Source organism: Lentibacillus sp. (assembly GCF_035301675.1).
GTDB lineage: Bacteria > Bacillota > Bacilli > Bacillales > Amphibacillaceae > Lentibacillus.
On record NZ_DATGTT010000052.1, the window covers coordinates 35,547 to 58,447 of the forward strand.

Consider the following 22,901-nt stretch of genomic DNA (forward strand, 5'->3'; position numbering starts at 1 on the left):
CTTACTCGACAGTAGGACGGGAAGATACATTCGGATGGGAACGGAAATGGCGAATGTATTCCAAAGATTTGCCTGTACCGATGGCCACACTCTCCAGAGGATCATCTGTAACAAAAACAGGCATTTTCGTCTCATCGCTGATTATTTTATCCAGGTTTTTTAAAAGGGATCCCCCGCCTGATAATACAATTCCACGGTCCATAATATCGGCGGCTAGTTCCGGGGGTGTTGTTTCCAATGTATCCTTAACGGCTTCTACAATATCTTCAACAGTGTCATTTAAAGAATCCGCAATCTCCCTGGCTGTAATCGTTATTGTTTTCGGAAGACCGGTCAGCAAATCACGGCCCCGGATATCCATTTCGACATCTTCCTTAACTTCTCCGGCGACGCCGATATCCATTTTAATTGACTCGGCAGAGCGCTCACCAATCATCAAATTATAATGCTTGCGGATATAATTTGTAACCGATTCATCCATATTATCGCCCGCTGTTCGAATCGAACGGCTGGTTACAATGCCGCCGAGTGAAATGACAGCAACTTCGGTCGTGCCGCCGCCAATGTCCACAATCATACTGCCTGTCGGTTCCCAAACAGGCAGACCCGCTCCAATGGCTGATGCAAAAGGTTCAGCAATTGGATAAGCTTCTTTGGCACCTGCTTGTTTTGTTGCATCAACAACAGCACGTTCCTCCACCATAGTAATTCCTGAAGGTACACATATCATAACATTTGGCTTTTTGGCAAAAAGTGATCGTCTGCTCATCGCCTGTTTAATAAAAAATTTCATCATAACAGCAGTTGTATCATAATCAGCAATGACGCCGTCTTTCATCGGACGCACAACTGATATATTACCGGGGGTCCGGCCAATCATATTTCTGGCAGACTTCCCAACTGATTCAATTTCACGTGTCTCAATATTCTTCGCGACAACAGTCGGTTCCCGTACAACAACACCCTTCCCCTTCACAAAAACAAGTGTGTTGGCTGTCCCCAGATCAATGCCTAAATCCTGTGACAAACTGAATCTTCCCAAAAAAATCTTCCTTTCCCAATTAGCAATTCATTTGCTGGCTGTAAACGAAGTTAAGTAGCTATCATCTTTTATCTTATGTTTTATAGGAGTTGTTCAAAAAGTTCGGTGGAAATACCACATCGAATGTCTTCATTGGCTTGTTTTTCCACACCTTGGAAAAGAAAAACCACTAACTCTTGCGTGCGGTATATTTCAGGGCAGTTTTATTTATGCTCGAGAGTAGGCCACTTTGAACTTTTGATTTTATTCTCCTTTTTGAACAGGCACTTATAATCAATTGATTCCTAATCCATTATTTTAAACATCTTTTAATGGAAAGTAAATATTCACATTTAGTTAAAGCAAATAAAAGCGCCAATCTCAAGTAAACATTAGAAACTGGCGCTGTCCGAATTACGTCTATTCAATTATACGAAAAAAATAAAAAAATAGATAGTGTTTATAGATAACCTTTTTCTTTAAGTGAAATAAATTTCCTGTCACCGATCACCAAATGGTCCAATAATTCGATGCCAATCATTTTCCCTGATTCCACCAGACGTCTTGTTACATGGATATCTTCCTGGGAAGGCGCGGGATCTCCGGAAGGGTGGTTATGTGCACAGATAATGGAAGCAGCCGAACGTTTGACAGCTTCCCTGTATATTTCACGCGGATGTACAATCGAGGCATTCAAACTTCCGATAAAGATAGTTTGGCTGTGGATAACCTGGTTTTTGGTGTTCAAAAATAATACAACAAAGTGCTCCTGGTTAAGCGTCCGCATATCTTCCATAACATAGTCCGCCCCATCTTCAGGCGAGCGAATTACATAACGATCGTCAGGCTTGTACTGATTCATTCGTTTTCCCAATTCCAAAGCCGACAGCAACAATACGCCTTTGGCAGTTCCAATCCCTTTAATTGAAGTCAATTCTTCAATAGTCGCATCTTTCAATAAGTTTAATCCTTCAAAATGCATTAAAACCCGATTCGATAAGACCATTACTGACTCTTTCCTCGTCCCACTGCCAATCAGAATAGCAAGCAGTTCCTGATTGGACAAATGACTCGGTCCAAATTTAAGCAAACGCTCCCGGGGGCGATCCTCTTTTGGGACATCTTTTATCATAATCGGCGATGAACTCATTCACAGTCCTCCCTATGGTAAGATAGATTTATCGTAACTGTTCCTCTCCATAGGGACAACTTTATAAAAAAATACTTTAACAGGAGCCTTGATCCTTATAATTGAAAAATCTCCTGACAGAAATTCAACTTTCCAGCTATACCGGATTAATAAAATACAAAATTGCCCATTTTTACGCAACATGCACTGCGTTTATTCATTGTGATATCAACTGACTAAACTGTTCCCACAGTTTCAGCAAAATCACCTGTTCCTGCCATTTATCCGTCTGTCCCATCGCTTGATGCTGTTCATTTAACGCTTTAGCAATGCCGGAGATGGATTCGGTGTTCTCCGGAACCGCATCAATAACTTCCGCCCAGGCATCCTTTGAGAGGTGGTTGCCGCTGCTGACGGAATCAACTGCTTCCTTCCACTGCTGCTCATACATTTGAAGCCATTCTTTTTCGTTATCTGGTAATGTGATTTCGTTCGTTTCTGTTTGCCATTCCTTAACATAAACTTCTATTCCATTGTCAGCGAGGCCGGTTGCCGTTTGTTCCGCTTGTTGCTCAGAAGTGCTTATTCCGGATAAAACGAAATAAAAAGCCCCATTTTCCCAGACCATAGCAGAAAAACCTGCATCCTGGACAGTTGCTGCCATTTCCTCAGCGTTTGCTTGTTCACTGAATTTACCTGCCTGTACCACATAGGCACTGAGTGCATCTATTGCAGTAGCATCAGCTGATTCAGCATTAGCCATGCTGTTTTCTTTATCGGCTGCCGCTGAAGAGGAGGAACTGTCCTGCTGAGTTATATTGCGATTGATATCCACAAACATATTAAGCATGAAGAAACCCAGAAATGCCCCAATGATAACCGCAGATATGGAAGCAATTAAAAATGGTTTAGCCCTCTTTAATTTGGATTTTCGTTTGTAGTTGATTTTTTTGTTGCGATCCTTTTTACCATCCTCATTCTCCTGTCTGACATATTCAGGTATATTGGAATTCTCCAGTGAGGCTGCATGCTCATCGTTGGATTCTTTAATAGAATGTTGTTTGTTTGTGTTTCCGGCTTTCTTTTTCAATTTTGTTTTTTTACCATTCATCCATACGTCTACCTTTTTATTTTGACCCACCCATTTTCCCTCCATATATGAGTTTGTTCAACTCTAGCATATGGACGGTAAAAAGTAAGACGATTATTGTCACTCTTTCAAAAAAACTTTCAACATAATACAACAAAAGGCTCTTTTCGTAAATTTTGTAACTAATTTAACTGTGGGATCTCACCGAGGCCTTTCCTCCCGCAGCTCCGTGTTTTTCCTGCGCTAACATGGCGTTGATTGAAGCGGAGGACAGTTGATTTCTGCGATAAAGCAGGCAGCTGAAATCTGAGCAGGAAGCGGTTTTGCTTCCGAGGAAGCTGAAGCGTTGCCCGCGGAAAGCAATTGCCCGAAGCGAAAATCAACCCTGTCACTATGTCGCAGTTTATGTATTCTGTACCAACAACATCAATCTTGAACAAGAACTCCACCATTCAAATATTGGCAAGTGAAGTTCGCCGCAGTGAATCATATCAATTATCGCAGCTCCAAACGTCAGAAACGTAATTCTTTACCATAGCTATAAAATGTAATGAACCGGTTATAAAATAAAAGGCGTCTTTCCGTTCAAAATTGATTTGTCTGAGGGTCTGCCGCCAGTCACTTTGGAATTTGGCATGCCGGCTCTTGCTGAAATTCTGGAGCTGTTCAATTCCCGCAGCCCGCGGGTGATTAAATGTCGTCAATGTAACAGAAGAAAAATAAGGTTCCAGTTTTTCAAGCATTCGTTTTAAATCTTTATCCTTAAATGCGGCAAAAATCAAATGCTTTTCCGCATGGCCAAAGCTTGTTTCAAGCGTCTCCGTAAAAGCCTGCACACCGGCCGGGTTATGGGCTCCGTCCAGTATAATTGCCGGTCTGTCATAAATTTGTTCAAATCTGCCAGGGATCCGGGTAGCTTTCAGGCCATTCAAGCAATTGTCCCGGTGCAAATCGAATCCTTTATCGTTAAGAAGTACAAGGGCCATTATTGCCAAAGAAGCATTTCTTACTTGATGAATACCTGCTGCCTGTAATCCCGCTTCCATGCTGATATCGGAATCCATATGCCATTGAAATGTCTGGTTATGTCCCTTGACGCCGGTGATTTTATATTGAAACGATTCACCTGCCAGATAAAGTGGGGCACCTTTCCTCTTTGCCTCTGCAGCAATGACCGAGGTAGCTTTTCCAGTCATTTCCCCGGCAATAATTGGTTTGTTTTCCTTTATAATTCCGGCTTTATGATACGCAATCGACTCAATATTTTTCCCGAGAAAATCCATATGATCCCACGAGACATTTGTTATAATGGACAAAATGGGGTTGAAACAATTCGTTGTGTCTTCCCTGCCCCCCATACCGGTTTCAACTAAAACAATATCCGTGTGGTCGGCAAAATATAAGAACGCAATCACAGTTATGATTTCGAATTCAGTCGGATGATTTTGCTCTTTGTCAAGCTGGAGTACAAATGGATAAATTTTATTAAGGTAATGAATGAAAATCTTTTCCGGAATCCGGGCATCATCAAGCAAAATATGACCGGTTAACCCTTCGAGACTCGGTGAATTAAAAACACCGACCGTGTATCCGTTCGCCATAAGGGCATGGTTCAGATAGTGAATGGTTGAACCTTTGCCGTTGGTTCCTGCTGCATGAATGGCATTCATTTTTTTCTCTGGATGATTCAACAGGTCCAAAAGTTTATGTATACGTCCCAGCCCCGGTTTCATACCATGCTGTTTCCGGACATGGAAAAAAGCTTCGACTTGGCAAAATTGTTCGAACATCGTGCACACCGCTTTTCGTTTATTTTTTATCTAAACAGCATCATTATAGCAATAATTAAACACAATTTTAAATCAAGAAGGGAAGACAAGTATTGAAACTGAACGGCTGGATTATTTACAACGGCTACTTGCCGGGCAATAAGTTCCTTGACTTCGCCGAGTGGATTCAGCAAGCTGCAGCTAAACAGCGGATAGACACAAACATTTATAAAAATAATGAACTGCTTGGACTGCTGACTTCCGGATCAGTGAATTTGCTGGGCACAGGCAGAGACAGGCTGCCTGATTTTGTAGTTTTTGCCGATAAAGATACTTACCTGGCAAAACAGCTCGAATTATTGGGAATACGTGTATTCAACAGTTCGGAGACAATTGCTTTGAGTGATGACAAAATCGCCTCGTATCAGTCATTGGCATTAAACCATTTACCTGTCCCAAAGACGGTCATTGCCCCGAAATCGTTTCACAAAACGACAAAGAATCCCATCGATGACTATCAGGAAGCGATCAATATCCTCGGCTTCCCCATGATTATAAAGGAAGCATTCGGGTCCTTTGGCGAACAGGTACATCTTGTTGACACGAGAGATGAATTGGCTGAAAAAATAAGGCAGCTTCAAAGCCGTCCGTTTATGGTTCAGGAATTCATTTCCTCAAGCTATGGAAAAGACAAACGTCTGCACGTCGTCGGTGATGAAGTTGTTGCCGCTATGTCCCGTCATTCAGAAAATGATTTTCGGGCAAATGTTACAGCCGGGGGAAAGATGCAAGCGTACCACCCGTCTTCCGGGGAGAAAAGGATTGCTGTCACCGCTGCCAAAGCAATTGGCGCTGATTTCGCCGGCGTGGATTTATTAATTGGGTCTGACAACTCGCCAGTTATTTGCGAAATCAATTCGAACGCGCATATCCGTAATATGTTTGATTGCACCGGCATCAATGTTGCCGATTTTATAATAGACTATATCAAAAATGAAATACAGTAAGGGGACTGCTATGAACGGCTGGCTGATTTATAATAAAAATGATGCAGAACAAAACAGATCGTATATCAATTGGTTCCTTGAAGAAGCGCACCTGCAAAACGTATCACTGCGTTTTATTCTAAGAGAGGATTTAACGATTGGAGTTCTTGGCAGTGAACGTACAGTCAAGCTTGATAGCAAACCGTTGCCGTTACCTGATTTTGCTGTTATCCGAACGATTGATCCGCTTCTTAGCCGGCAGCTTGAATCTTTCGGTGTATCAGTGTATAACCCCGCTGAAACAGCTGCCATTTGTAACGACAAAGCACTGACACACTTTTATTTAAGCAAATTACCAATTCCGATGGCAGATACACTATTTATTTCAGAAAATACAAGCTTGCCCGAATCAGCCCCATTGCCTTTTCCGTTTGTGATTAAAGGGGCTTATGGCAGAGGCGGCAAGGAAGTTCTTCTGGTGAAAAGCATTCAGGAGTGGCAGGGCCTAAAAAAGAACCAGCCAAAGGGTGATCTGATTGTGCAATCAGCGGCAAATATTCAGCCCGGGAAAGACGTGCGCGTGTTTGTCATCGGTACAGAAGTGATTGGTGCAGTCCTGCGCGAGAACAAACATGATTTTCGGGCCAATTATAAACTGGGCGGCTCCGCTTCATGGTACACTCTAAAACCGCATGAAACAGTGCTGGTCAAACAAATCTGTGAATTTTTCCAGTTTGGATTGGCAGGCATTGACTTTCTGCTTGATCATGATGGACAGTTTGTTTTTAATGAGATAGAAGATGTAGTCGGATCGCGCACGTTAAGTGCCATAAGTGACATTAACATTTTAAAAAAATATGTGACATATATAAAAAGCGGACGTTCATGATTGTCATGAATGTCCGCTTTTACTGTTCAGGATTTTAATTCTTCAAGCCGAGCCTTAACTTTAGCCTGTTTTTCAAGATAATCTTTCTCTTTCTGTCTTTCCTCGTCAACAACATGTTCCGGTGCCTTATTGACAAAACCTTCATTCGCAAGCTTTTTCTGAACGCGTTCCACTTCTTTTGTCCATTTCGTCAATTCTTTTTCCAGCCGTTCGACTTCTTTATCAAAATCAATCAGCCCTTCAAGCGGAAGGAATAATTCTGCTCCCGTGACAACCGCTGACATTGCTTTTTCCGGTGTTTCCACGTCCGTTGAAATGATCAATTCGCTCGGATTGCAGAAACGCTCCAAATAACTGCGGTTGTTTTCAAGCTCCGATGCAATCACTTCATTTTTCGTTTTAATATACAGTTTAATTTGCTTGGACAATGGTGTATCCACCTCTGCCCGGATATTTCTGACCGATTTAATGATGGAGACCAGCCGTTTCATTTCGTTCGACGCTGACTCATCATGAAATTCCGGTCTTGCTTGCGGCCACTTGGAAACGGTGATGGAATCACCCTTATGAGGGAGCTGCTGCCAGATCTCTTCAGTAATGAACGGCATATAAGGGTGCAGCATCCGCATTGTCTGATCCAGTACATGGGCCAGGACCGACCGGGTCATTAATTTCTGTTCCTCATCATCACCATAAAGCGGCAGTTTTGCCATTTCGATGTACCAGTCACACAGTTCATCCCAGATGAAGTTGTATAAATGGCGCCCTGCTTCACCAAATTCATATTTGTTCGTATTTTTGGTCACGTGTTCAATCGTTTCGTTTAACCGGGTCAGGATCCACTTATCTGCAAGTGATTTTTCTTTGCTTAAATCAATATCTTCATAAGAGAAGTTTTCCATATTCATCAAGGAAAATCGGGAAGCATTCCAGACTTTATTGGCGAAATTCCATGTCGCTTCAACTTTCTCCCAATGGAAACGCAAATCCTGTCCCGGGGTTGATCCCGTCAGCAGGAAGTAACGCAATGAATCGGCTCCATACTGATCGATCACATCCATCGGGTCAACACCATTGCCAAGTGATTTGCTCATTTTCCTGCCTTCAGCATCACGGATCAGACCATGGATCAAAACATCTTTAAATGGCCGCTTGCCTGTAAATTGTTTGGACTGAAAAATCATCCGGGCAACCCAGAAAAAGATGATGTCATATCCGGTCACAAGTACATCTGTAGGGAAGTATCGCTTGAAATCTTTAGATCCTTCATCAGGCCAGCCCATTGTCGAGAAAGGCCATAATGCAGATGAGAACCATGTATCAAGTACATCCTCATCCTGTTCCCAGTTTTCAATATCGGCCGGTGCTTCCTTGCCGACATACAATTCACCTGTTTCTCTATGATACCAGGCCGGGATGCGGTGACCCCACCAGAGCTGTCTTGATATACACCAGTCACGAATATTTTCCATCCATTGCAAATATGTCCGTTCAAACCGGTCCGGCACAAAATTGACTTTACCCTCGCCTTCCTGCAATTCAATTGCAGCGTCTGCCAATGGCTGCATATTGACAAACCATTGTGTTGATAGGTATGGTTCCACAACAGCGCCGCTCCGCTCTGAATGACCGACCTGGTGAACATGGTCTTCAATCTCAAACAATACCCCCTGCTCCTGCAGGTCGTTCACAATTTGTCTGCGGCATTCGAATCGGTTCATCCTCTGATAGCGTCCGGCATTTTCATTCATTGAACCGTCTTCATTCATGACGAGAACACGTTCAAGATCATGACGGTTGCCGATCTCAAAATCATTCGGATCGTGTGCCGGTGTTATTTTTACCGCTCCGGAGCCCATTTCCATATCGACATATGAATCGGCTACAATTTCCAGCTCCCGGCCGATTATCGGCAGGATTACTGTTTCACCAATCAGATGCTGATAGCGTTCATCATCCGGATGGACCGCAACCGCTGTATCTCCAAGCATGGTTTCCGGCCGGGTTGTTGCGATTTCAATCGTTTCATCACTGTCTTTAATCGGATAGCGCATATGATAAAATTTACCCTGCACTTCCGCATATTCAACTTCAATATCGGAAAGGGCAGTTTTCGTGTCCGGATCCCAATTGATGATGTATTCGCCACGGTAAATCAGATCTTTTTCATACAGGCTCACGAATACTTCCCGGACGGCATCCGACAATCCTTCATCAAGGGTAAATCGTTCCCGCGAATAGTCCAGACCCAGACCTAATTTTTCCCATTGGGAGCGGATAAATTCAGCATATTCTTCCTTCCAGTCCCAGGAAACGCCCAAAAACTTTTCACGGCCAAGGGCGTGCCGGCTTTCACCTTGTTCTTTCAATTTTGCTTCGACTTTTGCCTGTGTAGCAATGCCCGCATGATCCATGCCTGGCAGCCACAGCACATCATAGCCCTGCATCCGTTTCATCCGTGAAATTGTATCCTGCATCGTTGTGTCCCATGCGTGGCCCAAATGCAGTCTGCCTGTCACATTTGGCGGCGGTATCACAATTGTAAACGGGTCTTTTTCTTCATCGCTTGTGGCTTCAAAAAATTTCCCTTCCACCCAAAATCGGTATCTGTTTTTTTCAATTTCATTGGGATTATATTTTGGTGACATCGTTGTTTTGTTCTCTTCAGTCACTGCGGGTTCCTCCTTCAATCTGATTATTATACAAACAAAAAATCCTTTCCATCCAAAAAAGGACGAAAAGGACTGGCTTCCGTGGTACCACCTTTGTTCATAGGCAGAATACACCTATGCACTCATAGCATGATAACGGCCAACAACCGGCATTCTTCTACTGAATTCAAAGAAGCAGCTTCATGGGAGACCTTCCAGAATCGTTTCCCAGGAAATTCCCACCGACATTCCCTCTCTTTTGGGGTAACAAATCTGTACTCTTCCCAATCATCGCAATTATTTATTGCTGTTATTTTACCGTTTTTGAATAACAAATTCAACTATTACAATAAGAATGGCACAAAACAGCCTGCCATATACATATTATATTACACGAAACTCAGAAAGAGGTGAACCCAAAATGGCGCGTTATTATCGATATAAGCTGCCGCCATGGGCACGAAACTGTATTATTGTCATTGAAAAAGTGACACTGCCGATACTGATTTTTCAATTAATCCGTACACTTCTTTTTCCAACGACCCTGGATGTCTTTTTGCTCGGGGCATTCACAGGACTGTTTATTGCATTTTATCTGGAATGGATTTAATCTTGAGACTCATTTTCAGTGCCATCATGTTCAGTCAGTTCTGTCCAGCGGAGCCCGAATTCCAGCCGCCGGAAAGCACGCTGCAGTAACTGAACATGTTTAACCATTGGTTGCTGGCCGGCATTCGTCATGTACTGATTGATTCGTGCTATGTAATCAGATGGATCCATTAAATAAATTGAAAGCAAGTATTGTTCAATCACGGTCAATGGGTTTTTATTCTTATATATAGTAAACAATTCTGCCAATTGTTCGCTCTGGCGGCCATAGTACTGTGCTTGTCTTTGCAACATTGCTGACAGATCAAACACAGCATTATCATATACTGCTTTTTCCCAATTAATAAGAAACGCATTGTGGGCATGAACAAAATGGGAGAGATCCGGATTGCCGTGTAAAAGACTGTAATTCCATTTTTGCTCATGTTCAAGCTCATCTTTCAATCGTTCAATATGGTGATTCAACTCAGCCAGAACTTTCACCAGCACATGGTAATGTGTACAAACCTGCAGTTCAAATGGTGACATAAACCTGTTCCGTTCAAATAACTCAACATAAGAAAGTAATTCATTCTGACATTCAGCACAATGTTTCTGATAACGTTTGAATTCCTGAATGATTGGTTCAGTATCAATCGATATTGATTGTTTCGTTCTCGCATGAACATTCCCGAGCACTTCATATATATTTGTGACGGCCCGTTCAAAGCTGGGATTCTTGTCAATTATCCATGGGGTTAAATAATAATAGAAATCCTCTGTTTTGACATATAATTGGGAGTGAACCGTTAGATAAACCGGAAGTATGGCTGATAAATCATAGGCGTATGCCTGATGATAAACCTGCTCCCAGCCTTGAACCGTATGTTCCGTCAATTTACTTTGTTTTAGGGCATACGTATTCTGCCCGTCATTTACTTTGTACAGCCTGCCTGATACTTGTTCTATCTGATATGGCGATAGCCCATATGCATTAACTATCTGCTCAATTGCTGCACACGTATCGATCACCACCTTTTACGGAAGCACAGATACCCCTTACCGCAAACAAGCAAGGGGTGTGCGACTACTATGAATTTTTCTTATATGGAATATATAGCAGTTGACCTCCTTCCAGCCCTTCTTCAGTCATCCGGTTTTGTTTTAACAGCTGGAGGGCGGATATTTCATACCGTTCTGCAATTGTTTCTACCGTATCATTGTCCTGCACGATGCACAAACGCATTTTAGTATATTGCTCTTCCTCATCATGTCTGAACATATCAGCCAAATAACGGACGTCCTCTGGTGATTCCGCTGAATCTGCAGGAGTTTCATCCTGATAAACGGAAAGTTCGGGGGAGTCCTCCGGGTTATCAGCATATTCCCCTTCTTCCACGGAGGTCTCATACTGTGGCGATTCCTGTTCATCATTTCCAAAGAATTCAGCAAGTGTCTGTGATTTTTTACTCTTCCACCAGACCCTGGCAGAGGAATGATCATCTTCAGCAGCCTCGTCTGCCTGCTCATCTTCAATTTGTTCATTTTCCTGAGACAGTACTGGAGGGTGTTCCTGATAAAATGCTTCGTCCGCTTCCGTATCCTCTTCTGATTCCTTTTTTATATCAAACTCAAATGTCTCGTCATTCCGTAACGGTAAAGCCAGTTCGTTTTCCTGTTCACTTTCAGACGTCTTTTCCGTCTCATCGCTTATGCCATGGATTTCAATTGTGGAGTTCAGCTTAAGCTGGTTCTGATTTGGTATTTCATAGTCAAAGGATTCAATACCGACTGTTATATCATCCAAGTCGGTTACACGATACGCCGGAACAGAGATTTCTACAGGAAAGCGATGTGTAAATTCTGCCTGGTCGTCATCCAGACCAACAACTTTCTCAACATATCGTTTCGAATGATAATCATCAAAATCCAACGCGCTCTCATCTTCTTCATGAGCTGATACTTCTCTTTGATAAGAGCCGCTGAGCTCGATGACACCCCTGATTGAAACATAGTCATTAAATGGCTGGATGGAAATATCCGGGTCCAGTGAAATTCCCGTCATTTCGCCAACTTCCTGTCCTTTTTCAAAATACAGCGATTCATTCAAATCAAAGCGAAATACTTCTTGTTCATTTCCCAAACGACTTCCTCCCTTCAACATATATTCCATATACTTATATGTCTCAGTTCAACTATATGACTCAAAATAGGAGGATATGCAAAATGTCTCCGGTTTTCACACTTCGCTTTCCGCATGCGTCCGATGGAGTCTGCGTGTACATGGGCTGTTCAGTGATTTTTTAATCCTTATCAGAATCAAAAAAGCAACAAACATTTTGAAAACAACCTACATAAAAAGCTATTCCGATTTGATCCGGAATAGCTTTTATACATTACTTCTCAATTTTTGAGAATGCTGTACGTACAGCCTGTATTGTTTTGTCGATATCTTCATCTGTGTGGGCGGTTGATAAAAATACTCCTTCAAATTGTGAAGGCGGCAAAAAGATACCTTCCTCTATCATAGCCCGATAGTATTGAGCGAAATAATCAACATTGGCATTTTGCGCTGTATCATAGTTTATGACAGGTTCATTCGTAAAGAAGAAACCGACCATTGATCCCGCACGGTTTATTTGCAGCGGAATACCATAATCAATGGAAGCCTGTTTATACCCCTCCACTAATTTATCGACTTTTTGATTGATTTCTTCATATGATGATTCATCCAACGCATCCAATGTTTCAAAACCGGCTGTCATGGCGAGCGGGTTACCGGATAATGTACCGGCCTGGTAGATCGAACCGGTCGGAGCTACGCTTTCGATAATCTCACGTTTGCCTCCATAAGCTCCAACAGGCAGACCACCTCCAATAACTTTCCCTAAACAGGTGATATCAGGTGTCACGCCAAAATAGCCCTGTGCGCAATTATAACCAACACGGAACCCAGTCATGACTTCATCAAAAACCAACAGTGACCCATAATCTTCTGTTATTTTCCTTAATTCCTGCAGGAAGTTTTCCTGCGGCGGCACAACACCCATATTGCCGGAAACAGGTTCAGCAATGACAGCGGCAATATCATTACCATATTCAGAAAATGCGTAGCGCACACTTTCGACATCGTTATATGGTACTGTGATTGTATTTTTCACAATCGATTCAGGGACACCAGGACTATCCGGTAGCCCAAGTGTTGCAACGCCGGAGCCTGCTTTTATAAGCAAGGAATCACTATGGCCATGATAGTTGCCTTCAAATTTCAGGATCTTGCTGCGTCCTGTGTAGCCGCGGGCAATGCGTAAAGCACTCATCGTAGCTTCCGTCCCCGAGTTCACCATCCGCAGCATTTCGATTGAGGGAACACGGTCGATAACAAGTTCGGCAAGCTTATTTTCCTGGATGGTCGACGTACCGAAACTTGTTCCCTTAGCGACAGCCTCATTTAATCCTGAAACAACACGATCGTCAGCATGCCCTAAAATCAGCGGTCCCCAGCTCAAGACATAATCAATGTATTCATTTCCGTCAATATCCTTTATTTTGGAGCCTTTTCCTTCTTCCATAAAGATTGGTGACATGCCGACGGATTTAAAGGCGCGTACAGGTGAGTTCACACCGCCCGGCATTAAATCCACCGCCTTTTTATACGCATCTTGTGATTTATCGAAATTTCGCATCATACATCACCCCAAATTGAATGTTTTATCCCGCATGGAGGGGAATAATTGCCCATATTGTCCGATTCAGTTCAACTGACAATCAACGAAGAAAAATCTTCCGCTGATTGAACTTTCACTTTAGGCTTGAAGCCATTTTGCCACATCTTTGGCAAAATAGGAAATAATCAAATCAGCACCTGATCGTTTCATCGCGGTCAGTTTTTCAAGTACAAGCTCTCGTTCATTAACCCAGCCGTTCTGCGCAGCCGCTTTAACCATGGAGTATTCGCCGCTTACGTTATAAGCGACAACCGGTGCATTGAACTCGTTGCGCACATCACGGACGATATCCAAAAATGACATAGCAGGTTTGACGATCAAAAAATCTGCTCCCTCTTCGATATCGGTTTCTGCTTCACGCAATGCCTCCCGCCTATTTGACGGATCCATCTGATAAGTTTTGCGGTCACCAAATTGTGGTGCACTGTCTGCCGCCTCACGGAACGGACCGAAGAATGCCGAGGCATATTTTACAGCATATGACATAATTGGAATATTTTGGTGCCCCGCTTCATCCAGAGCCTGTCGAGTAACTGTGACAAAACCATCCATCATATTGGACGGTGCAATGATGTCCGCACCGGCCTCGGCCTGTGATACGGCGGTTTTAGCCAACAGTTTCAGGGATTCGTCATTGTCGACATCATGATTATGGACCACGCCGCAATGCCCGTGGGTTGTATACTCGCACAGGCATGTATCAGCAACGACGAGCATCTCCGGCATTTCTTGTTTTATCAGTCGTGTGGCCTCTTGCACAATACCATTTTCAACAAACGCACCTGTGCCTTGTTCATCTTTCTCATTCGGAACGCCAAACAGCAAGACAGCTTTAATGCCAAGTGTCTGTAATTCTTCCATCTCTTCTTTTACATAATCCAGCGAGATTTGAAAAACTCCCGGCATGGAAGGCACTTCATTCTTTATATTTTCCCCTTCAATGATGAAGAGCGGATAAATAAAATCATCCACTTTAATGTGATTCTCACGGACCAGGGAACGCATTGCAGATGAAGTGCGCAGACGACGATGCCGCTTGAATTCACATTCATTTGCCATATCAATCTATCCTTTCTGCTCGAAATATTCTTCCATAAGTATCATCATGCCATCGATGGTGAACTCCTCAGGTACAAGAAGATTCGTTAACCCCCATTCAGAAGCACGAACTTCAGTAGTTGTTCCAATACAAACAATTGGTGGAAAGTGTACATACTGCTTTTCCTTCATTTCCATAAATGCATCAACCGAAGACGGGCTTGTAAATGTTATCGCATCAAGATTCTGCTGTTTCAATACCGCATTTAACTTATCATTTTCTGAAAAACGGACGCTGGTTTCGTATACTTCCACTGTTTCAAAACGAATGCCTTGCTCTTTCAGCCAAAGCGGCAGAATAGACCGTGACCTGTTCCCCCTGATGATTAGAACCGGTTCTTCAATCTGAGCGTATTCAGCGAAAAATTCATTTGTTATTGCTTCTGCAGTATATGTGCTCGGGATAAATTCTGCATGGCAACCATAGCCTTCCAGCGCATGAGCGGTTTTATGGCCAACGGCAGCAAATTTGCTTTCAGCTAAAAAGTTATGATTTATATCGGATTCTTTCAGAAGCTGAAAAAAGCAATGAACTCCATTGGCACTCGTGAAAAACAGCCACCTGAACAGCTCCCGGTTTTGGCTCAATTGCCTAATTGCTTCATCACATTTACAAGAGATCTTTAATAGTGGCACTTCCACTGAAATGCCGCCGGACTGCAGAACCTTATATGTGAATTCTTTCGCCTGCTTTTCCTCCCGGGTGATTAAAATCCGTCTATCCTTCAGCGGCAGACCCATTAAATGTCAAGCTCCTCTTTCACTTGTTCAATAATGTCTTTGGCACCACGAGCTATCAGTTTCTGTGCTGCCTCTGTCCCGACGCTTTCAGGATCGGTTCCCCGCACAATTTCCTTTAATAACGTTGTACCGTCAGTAGTTCCGACAAATGCAGTCAGAAATATTTCATTACCGTGCAGGGAAGCATATCCGCCGATTGGTACAGAACAGCTGCCTTCCAATAATTTTAGAAAGGTTCTTTCAGCAGTGACCGTTTTAGTTGTATCTGCGTCACTGATGCGATCCAGCAATCTCCGCAATTCGTAATCATCTTCACGGCATTCGATTGCCAATGCGCCCTGTCCGACTGCAGGTACACAGACATCAGGCTCAAGATATTCCGTAATAAGTTCTTCACTTAGTCCGACACGTTTCAGGCCGGATACTGCCAAAATGATTGCATCATAATCTTCTTCATTCAATTTACGGATGCGGGATTCAATATTGCCGCGGATCCATTTAATTTCAAGATCAGGGCGTTCTGCCAGGAGCTGTGCCTTTCGTCTTAAACTGCTTGTACCAACAATGGCAGCCTCCGGCAAATCTTTTAAAGCAATATTGTTTTTGGCAATATATGCGTCACGATGATCTTCTCTGACAGGTATTGATGTAATAATAAGACCTTCAGGCATTTCGGAAGGCATATCTTTCATGCTGTGGACGGCAAGGTCAATTTCTTTATCATACATCGCCCTTTCAATTTCTTTGACGAAAAGAGCTTTGCCGCCGACTTTTGATAGAGTTACATCCAAAATCTGATCGCCGCGTGTGACAATTTTTTTCACTTCGAACGAATTGGTGATACCAGCTTGTTTCAACTGATCAATCACCCAATCTGTCTGGGTCAATGCCAAATTGCTTTTTCGTGATCCGATAACAATGTGACGCATCTGGATTCCTCCTTATAGGATCTACTGTAAATGAAAATTGGATAAATTACTGAACAGAAAAAAGTTGATTAATAAAACAAGAAATGCCGCCGAGTTATAAACGGAAATCGCTCTCCCCTGATAACCTTTCCCCAGTCTCAGCAACAGGTAAAAAACATACACAATAAGAACCAGTATCGATCCGATCGTTTTAAGGTCAAACCAGTAAAATTCAGCATTTGCCGCATAGGCCCAGGCAACGCCTAGAATTATCGCTATCGTCAGGAGCGGCACACCTATAGTCACCGCTTTAAATGAGAGCTGATCAAGCTGGCTCAAATCACCGATACGCCAGACCCAGCGAAATCCTTTTTTACGTTTTAAAAAACGATATTGGACCAGATACATGAGCGAAAAAATAAATGAAATGGTAAAAAATCCATACGATATGAAAGCCAGTGTTATATGGGTAATCAGCATTTCATGAACCAGTTCAATGCCTTGAACCTGCATGTATTCTGCTGCTCTGGTTGAAATGGATAATAAAAGAATGAAAAAACCGAGCAAGTTAATAAAAAACAGCATGAACTGAACCCGGAAAAACTTGCTGAGAACAAGTGAAAAGGAGATCAGCACCCAGGCGTAGAATGATAGACCATCATATAAAGTCAGTACCGGGAAACTTTTCTCGATAAATATTTGCCGTAATAAAAAAACGGTTTGCAGAAGCCAAACCATACTAAGTAACCAGAAGGCAATTTTGTCAGCCTTCCGGTTATTTTGTATAAATTCAATAAAGTACCCTACCAAACTTAATCCATAAATGATTAGTATGATTTCATAAAGCCATTTTGATTCTTCCATATTGGGGATCCTTTCGTTTTACCGTAAAGATAAGCTTTGTGTAACAGGAAAGGATACTTTTTCATCTGTTTCCCTAATTGTTGGATTATTTTTTTCAGCCTGCCGCTGCAGCTCTTCCTGAACATCTTCCTCAATTCCAAAGATGTCAATAAATTGCTGAAGTGCTTCTTCTTTATTATCGTTTGCCGCCAACTCCTTAGCCTGTGTCACCGGCTGTTTTAACAGCTGATTTACAATGCTCTTCGTATGTTTATTTAATACCTTTTTCTCACGCGCTGTTAAGTCCGGCATTTTCCGTTCGATACTTTTCATGGTTTCCGACTGTATGGATAACGCTTTTTTGCGAAGTGCCGTTATTATCGGAACAACGCCAAGCGTTTGAACCCACTCATTAAACGCGACAATCTCACCTTCAAGTATGATTTCAATTTTTTCGGCTGCAGTTTTTCTTGCTGCCAGGTTTTCATCAACGATATTTTGGAGGTCGTCGATATCGTACAGGAAGACATTGTCCAATTCGCCAATGGCCGGATCCAAATCTCTCGGCACTGCAATATCCACCAAAAACAGCGGTTTGCCTTTCCGTTTTTTCTGGATGGCCTCAACCGATTCATTGGATAACATAACAGAGTCCGATCCTGTGGAACTGATCAATATATCCGCGTCTTGTAACAATTCATGCAATTCGTCAACAGACTTAGCCTGTGCTTCAAACGTTTCTGCCAGCAGACGAGCTTTTTCAAGTGTGCGGTTGACAACCGTAATATTTGATGCTCCGGAACCATGAATATTCTTGGCCGCCAGTTCACCCATTTCCCCGGCTCCGAGTATAACAACATGCTTTTGCTGCAAATCCCCGAATATTTTTTTTGCCAGCTCAACTGCCGCATAACTTACAGACACTGCATGTTCACCAATAGCTGTGTCTTTATGTGCCTTTTTGGCAAATGTAATGGCCTGCTTGAACAGCTCATTAAAAATCGTGCCGGTTGTCTGATTTTCCTGTGCAGTCAAAAAAGCATCTTTAACCTGACCCAAAATCTGAGTTTCGCCCAAGACCATTGAATCAAGACCCGAAGCCACCCGGAATAAATGTTCAACCGTCGCATCACTTTCGGTAATGCGCAGGTATGGTGATACGTCTTCTTTATCTACTTTAAGCCAGTCAGCAAGGAATTGTTTAATATAATAACGGCCTGTATGGACTTGATCGGTCACTGCATAAATTTCTGTGCGGTTGCAGGTGGAAACAATGACATTTTCCAGGATGCTTTTCTGCTGCTTCAGCTTTACCATCGCTTCAGCAATATGATCTTCGGAAATCATAAACCGTTCCCTGATTTCCAACGGGGCCGATTTATAATTGAAACCAACTTTAAGTAAGTGCACTATTACTACCCCCAAAAACTTAAAAACATCAGTTTGTTTTCATTATAACATGGACAACACATGTTAATTGTTTTAGAATGTGAACAGATTTTGAAACAAAAATCACCGTTCAATCGTACTTCATTGTATGATAATCCGTTTGTACTTTATCATACGCATTCGGAAGACGCAAGAAATCTGCCGAGTGGCACATGTTAAGCAGGTAATGGGCATTTCCTGATTTATACCTGCAAGCTGCAAGAAGCGAATGAGTTATCAAAGTAGCTTACATCGCGACAACAATTGCGGCAGTCAAAATATACGAATGGAACCTGACATTAAATGAAAGCTGGTGAACATCGTGAAAAGGCAACATTCATTTGCTGCATATATGTTAATCGGCATTGGCGTTTACTTTTTATTACGAGAGTTAAAAATACCCATTATAACCGATTTTTATTCATGGCCAACATTGCTTATTATTATCGGGATTGCCTTGCTTATACATAGTTACACATCAAGAGATTATCAGCATTTACTGACCGGGACGGCTGTGCTGGGACTTGGCATCCATTTCCATGGACTTAGCCATTATACGTTCTGGATTGATCATTGGGCAGTATACCCGCTTATCGCAGGAATTGCTTTCATTGTACGTGGGTTAAGAACCAAAAGCGGTTTATTTACCGGGGTCATCATAACTGCAATTTCTATCTTTTTAATGTTTTCGGTCCAATTGCCTGCACCGCTGGGCTGGGTTTATGACCTCACATCATTACTTGAGCGGTTTTGGCCCCTGATCCTGATTGGCATTGGCATTTATTGGCTCAAAAAGAAAAAATAGAGTGGGGGTGCTTTTCCTTGGCAAATATCAGTCGAGCAGAATCGGGCATCTACAGTCCAACCCTTCTCTCTATTTCGTAAAATTTTGAAGCTCGCGCTTACTGGCTGTTATGGCGGGATAAAGCGCGCGGCAATCGGGCGGTTTATTTTTTACGCCGCAAGCTATATAAACTGCCTGATTGAACGCCAAGCATCATCTTTCCCTTCCCCGGTTTCTGCAGAGAAAGGAATCACGACATCGTCGGGTTCAATTTGCAACGTTTCGTGTGTCTGTTTTAAATGCCTGGCTCTTTTCCCTTTAACAACTTTATCGAGTTTTGTAGCTATCACAATTACCGGCAGCTTATAATATTTCAGAAAATCATACATTAATAAATCATCTTCCGTTGGTTTATGCCGTATATCGGTAATCATAACACAGGCTTGCAATGTATCGCGTGACGCAAAATACTCCTCCATCATGGCGCCCCATTTTTCCCGTTCCTTTTTGGAAACTTTTGCATATCCATAGCCGGGAACATCCGTGAAATAAAACCTATTATTTATCTTATAAAAGTTAATCGTTTGTGTCTTGCCCGGCTTGGATGATGTGCGGGCTAAATTTTTACGCTGGATGAGTTTATTGATGAACGATGATTTCCCGACATTTGACCGGCCGGCCAAAGCTATCTCCGGTAGCCGGTCGTTCGGGTATTGCTTTTTGCTGACGGCACTTATAATAATTTCAGCTTCAGTTACTTTCATGTTTCTCCTCCGTTAATGCGTGTTCCAGGACTTGATCCAAGTGACTGACCTTAATAAAGGTTAATTTATCACGCACGCTTTCGGGTATATCTTCAATATCTTTTTCATTTTCTTCCGGGATAATGATCGTCGTTAAACCTGCCCGCTGTGCACTCAACGATTTTTCTTTCAAACCGCCGATAGGCAGCACTCTGCCTCTTAGTGTAATTTCCCCTGTCATGCCGACTTCTTTTTTCACTGATCTGCCTGTTAAAGCAGATACAAGGGCCGTTGCCATGGTAATACCGGCTGAAGGGCCATCTTTTGGCGTCGCCCCCTCGGGAACATGAATATGAATATCATTTTTTTCATGAAAATCAGGGTCAATATTCAGTTCCTCAGCACGGGAACGAATGTAGCTGAACGCAGCCTGGGCTGATTCCTGCATCACATCGCCCAGCTTTCCGGTTAGGGTTAATTTCCCTTTACCGGGGTAATGCGAAACTTCGATCGATAAGATATCACCGCCGCCAGTTGTGTACGCCAAGCCTGTAGCTGCACCCACCTGGTTTTCCTGTTCTCTCAGCCCATACCGGAAAACGGATTTGCCCAGCAAGGCTTCCATATTTTTGGCGGTAACAATCACACGCTTCCTTTCACCTGAAATGATTTTCTTCGCTGCTTTCCGGCAAAGCTTGGCTAGCTGACGTTCAAGGTTACGAACGCCAGCCTCACGTGTGTAAGTTCTAATCAGCTTCAAAAGAGCATCGTCACGTATCTGCAGATTCCCTTTTTGCAGTCCATTTTCTTTCAGCTGTTTTGGAAACAGATGTTCTTTCGCAATATGCAATTTTTCAACTTCAGTATAGCCTGCAATCGTTATAAGCTCCATCCGGTCCAATAACGGTCCCGGAATATCATTGACAAAATTGGCGGTGGCAACAAACAGTACGTTCGATAAGTCATACGTTTCTTCAATGAAATGATCACTGAAGTTGCTGTTTTGTTCCGGGTCCAGCACCTCGAGCATTGCTGAAGACGGATCGCCTCGAAAATCACTGGCCATTTTATCAACTTCATCAAGCAAAAATACCGGGTTGACTGTTTTGGCATTTTTCATCCCCTGAATAATTCTGCCTGGCATAGCACCAATGTATGTACGCCGGTGTCCGCGGATTTCAGCTTCATCTCGAATGCCCCCAAGCGAAATGCGGACAAAATTTCGGTTGATTGAACGGGCAATTGACTTAGCCAAAGACGTCTTGCCAACACCCGGCGGCCCAACAAGGCAAAGTATCGGGCCTTTGATCGATTGTGTTAATTTTTGGACTGCCAAGTACTCCAAAATACGTTCTTTTACCTTATCAAGACCATAATGATCTTCATCAAGTATATCCTGAGCTTTATCGACCTCAATCGTGTCCTCTGTTTTTTCGGTCCAAGGAAGTGCCAAAAGCCATTCAATATAATTTCGTATGACCGAGCTTTCAGCAGAACTTTGCGGAACTTTTTCGAACCGGTCCAGTTCCTTTTTAGCCACATCGATGATACGTTTCGGCATATCGGATGCTTCAACTTTTTCTCTCAGCTGTTCCGCTTCGCCGGATTTGCCCTCCTTTTCACCCAGTTCTTTCTGGATTGCCTTTAACTGTTCGCGCAAATAATATTCTTTTTGTGTTTTTTCCATCGATGTTTGGACACGCTGACCGATTTTCTTTTCCAAATCAAGAACTTTCTTCTCATCTGTAATAAGTTGAATCAGATGCTGCAGGCGCTCTTTAACATTCACCATTTCCAATAAATCCTGTTTGTCTTTTATTTTCAGGGATAGATGTGATGTCACAATATCGGCAAGCCTGCTTGGTTCATCAATATCAGAAACGGTGGCCAGTGTTTCTTTGGTTATTTTCTGTGAAACTTTTATGTATTGTTCGAATTGTCTGAGCAGGGAACGCATAAGCGCTTCTTCTTCATTCTCTTCGCCATGTTCATCTTCCAGCTCATTAAATTCGACTGTAAACTCCTCATTTTCATCGATAAAACGGGTGATTTCCCCGCGGCGGAGCCCTTCCACTAAAACACGTATCGTGCCATTGGGGAGTTTCAGCATTTGTTTGACATATGCCACTGTGCCTACCCGATAAATATCTTTTGACTCAGGTTTATCCAGACTGACTTGGTTCTGAGCTGCCAGAAATATCGTCTGATCCTCCATCATTGCTTTTTCCAGAGCCGCGACAGATTTGTCACGTCCAACATCCAGATGCAATACCATAGATGGAAAGACGAGCAGTCCCCTTAGCGGCAGGAGAGGCAATTGTGCTGATTCTTTGGTCATTATTATGTATACCTCCATCTATACTGGAATTTTTCCCCGCATATAACGGTCAGTAACCCGCCGAAAAACGGCGGCCAACTGACCTTAAATGCCCGATTCGGTTCAACTAACATTCAGTGGAGAAAAGCACTCCACTGAATGAAGTTTCACTTTATGTATATTTCGTT

At 42.8% G+C, this 22,901-nt stretch carries 19 protein-coding genes and 1 other annotated feature; of the genes, 4 read left to right on the forward strand and 15 right to left on the reverse strand.

Annotated features, from left to right (window positions below; translation table 11 throughout):
• Position 1 precedes the first annotated feature (1 nt).
• From VK097_RS09200 to VK097_RS09215, 4 genes are all read right to left on the reverse strand, one after another.
• Positions 2–1,042 carry a rod shape-determining protein gene (locus VK097_RS09200; RefSeq protein ID WP_324211508.1) on the reverse strand — a complete coding sequence of 347 codons (1,041 nt, stop codon included), beginning with the start codon at positions 1,040–1,042 and terminating at the stop codon, positions 2–4.
• Between the two features lie 439 nt (positions 1,043–1,481).
• Positions 1,482–2,171, reverse strand: a complete 690-nt coding sequence (gene radC, locus VK097_RS09205; RefSeq protein WP_324211509.1) for a RadC family protein — start codon at positions 2,169–2,171, stop codon at positions 1,482–1,484.
• 196 nt (positions 2,172–2,367) lie between these two features.
• Complete coding sequence (locus VK097_RS09210; protein ID WP_324211510.1) at positions 2,368–3,291, reverse strand: SPOR domain-containing protein; 924 nt, start codon at positions 3,289–3,291, stop codon at positions 2,368–2,370.
• 440 nt (positions 3,292–3,731) lie between these two features.
• On the reverse strand, positions 3,732–5,030 hold the full coding sequence (locus VK097_RS09215; protein ID WP_324211511.1) for a bifunctional folylpolyglutamate synthase/dihydrofolate synthase: 1,299 nt from the start codon (positions 5,028–5,030) through the stop codon (positions 3,732–3,734).
• Between the two features lie 92 nt (positions 5,031–5,122).
• On the opposite strand from VK097_RS09215, the gene VK097_RS09220 reads away from it, so the two are divergent.
• Both VK097_RS09220 and VK097_RS09225 read left to right on the forward strand, forming a co-directional pair.
• Entirely contained in the window at positions 5,123–6,016 is an 894-nt protein-coding gene (locus VK097_RS09220) for an ATP-grasp domain-containing protein (RefSeq protein WP_324211512.1), read from the forward strand.
• Positions 6,017–6,026: 10 nt separating this feature from the next.
• Positions 6,027–6,884: an ATP-grasp domain-containing protein gene (locus VK097_RS09225; protein WP_324211513.1), complete on the forward strand. Its 858-nt coding sequence runs from the start codon at positions 6,027–6,029 to the stop codon at positions 6,882–6,884.
• A gap of 26 nt (positions 6,885–6,910) precedes the next feature.
• Here the strand turns inward: VK097_RS09225 and VK097_RS09230 are convergent, their stop codons facing one another.
• A complete protein-coding gene (locus VK097_RS09230) occupies positions 6,911–9,532 on the reverse strand; it encodes a valine--tRNA ligase (protein ID WP_324211603.1) in 2,622 nt (873 codons plus the stop codon).
• Positions 9,533–9,611: 79 nt separating this feature from the next.
• Positions 9,612–9,836 (reverse strand) — a binding site (T-box leader).
• A gap of 120 nt (positions 9,837–9,956) precedes the next feature.
• Between VK097_RS09230 and VK097_RS09235 the strand changes: the two genes are divergently transcribed.
• On the forward strand, positions 9,957–10,145 hold the full coding sequence (locus VK097_RS09235) for a YszA family small membrane protein (protein WP_324211514.1): 189 nt from the start codon (positions 9,957–9,959) through the stop codon (positions 10,143–10,145).
• On the opposite strand, the gene VK097_RS09240 is transcribed toward VK097_RS09235, so the two are convergent.
• The 8 genes from VK097_RS09240 to hemA all read right to left on the reverse strand — a co-directional run bounded on the left by VK097_RS09240 (position 10,142) and on the right by hemA (position 18,851).
• Positions 10,142–11,155 (reverse strand): hypothetical protein, encoded by a 1,014-nt coding sequence (locus tag VK097_RS09240; protein WP_324211515.1) that lies wholly within the window; start codon positions 11,153–11,155, stop codon positions 10,142–10,144. The genes VK097_RS09235 and VK097_RS09240 overlap by 4 nt on opposite strands.
• Before the next feature lie 58 nt (positions 11,156–11,213).
• Complete coding sequence (spoVID, locus tag VK097_RS09245) at positions 11,214–12,266, reverse strand: stage VI sporulation protein D (protein WP_324211516.1); 1,053 nt, start codon at positions 12,264–12,266, stop codon at positions 11,214–11,216.
• Positions 12,267–12,519: 253 nt separating this feature from the next.
• Positions 12,520–13,809, reverse strand: coding sequence for a glutamate-1-semialdehyde 2,1-aminomutase (gene hemL, locus VK097_RS09250; protein WP_324211517.1), 1,290 nt, complete (start codon positions 13,807–13,809; stop codon positions 12,520–12,522).
• 120 nt (positions 13,810–13,929) lie between these two features.
• Positions 13,930–14,910: a porphobilinogen synthase gene (gene hemB, locus VK097_RS09255; RefSeq protein ID WP_324211518.1), complete on the reverse strand. Its 981-nt coding sequence runs from the start codon at positions 14,908–14,910 to the stop codon at positions 13,930–13,932.
• Positions 14,911–14,916: 6 nt separating this feature from the next.
• Positions 14,917–15,690 carry a uroporphyrinogen-III synthase gene (locus tag VK097_RS09260; RefSeq protein WP_324211519.1) on the reverse strand — a complete coding sequence of 258 codons (774 nt, stop codon included), beginning with the start codon at positions 15,688–15,690 and terminating at the stop codon, positions 14,917–14,919.
• A complete protein-coding gene (hemC, locus tag VK097_RS09265; protein ID WP_324211520.1) occupies positions 15,690–16,619 on the reverse strand; it encodes a hydroxymethylbilane synthase in 930 nt (309 codons plus the stop codon). The genes VK097_RS09260 and hemC overlap by 1 nt, the downstream gene beginning before the upstream one ends.
• Before the next feature lie 21 nt (positions 16,620–16,640).
• On the reverse strand, positions 16,641–17,462 hold the full coding sequence (locus VK097_RS09270) for a cytochrome C assembly family protein (protein WP_324211521.1): 822 nt from the start codon (positions 17,460–17,462) through the stop codon (positions 16,641–16,643).
• A gap of 18 nt (positions 17,463–17,480) precedes the next feature.
• Positions 17,481–18,851, reverse strand: a complete 1,371-nt coding sequence (gene hemA / locus VK097_RS09275) for a glutamyl-tRNA reductase (RefSeq protein ID WP_324211522.1) — start codon at positions 18,849–18,851, stop codon at positions 17,481–17,483.
• A 340-nt stretch (positions 18,852–19,191) separates the two neighbouring features.
• Between hemA and VK097_RS09280 the strand changes: the two genes are divergently transcribed.
• On the forward strand, positions 19,192–19,674 hold the full coding sequence (locus VK097_RS09280) for a LiaI-LiaF-like domain-containing protein (RefSeq protein ID WP_324211523.1): 483 nt from the start codon (positions 19,192–19,194) through the stop codon (positions 19,672–19,674).
• A gap of 161 nt (positions 19,675–19,835) precedes the next feature.
• Here VK097_RS09280 and yihA read toward each other — a convergent pair whose 3' ends face one another.
• A complete protein-coding gene (gene yihA / locus VK097_RS09285) occupies positions 19,836–20,417 on the reverse strand; it encodes a ribosome biogenesis GTP-binding protein YihA/YsxC (protein WP_324211524.1) in 582 nt (193 codons plus the stop codon).
• Positions 20,404–22,734: an endopeptidase La gene (gene lon, locus VK097_RS09290; protein WP_324211525.1), complete on the reverse strand. Its 2,331-nt coding sequence runs from the start codon at positions 22,732–22,734 to the stop codon at positions 20,404–20,406. The genes yihA and lon overlap by 14 nt, the downstream gene beginning before the upstream one ends.
• Positions 22,735–22,901 lie beyond the last annotated feature (167 nt).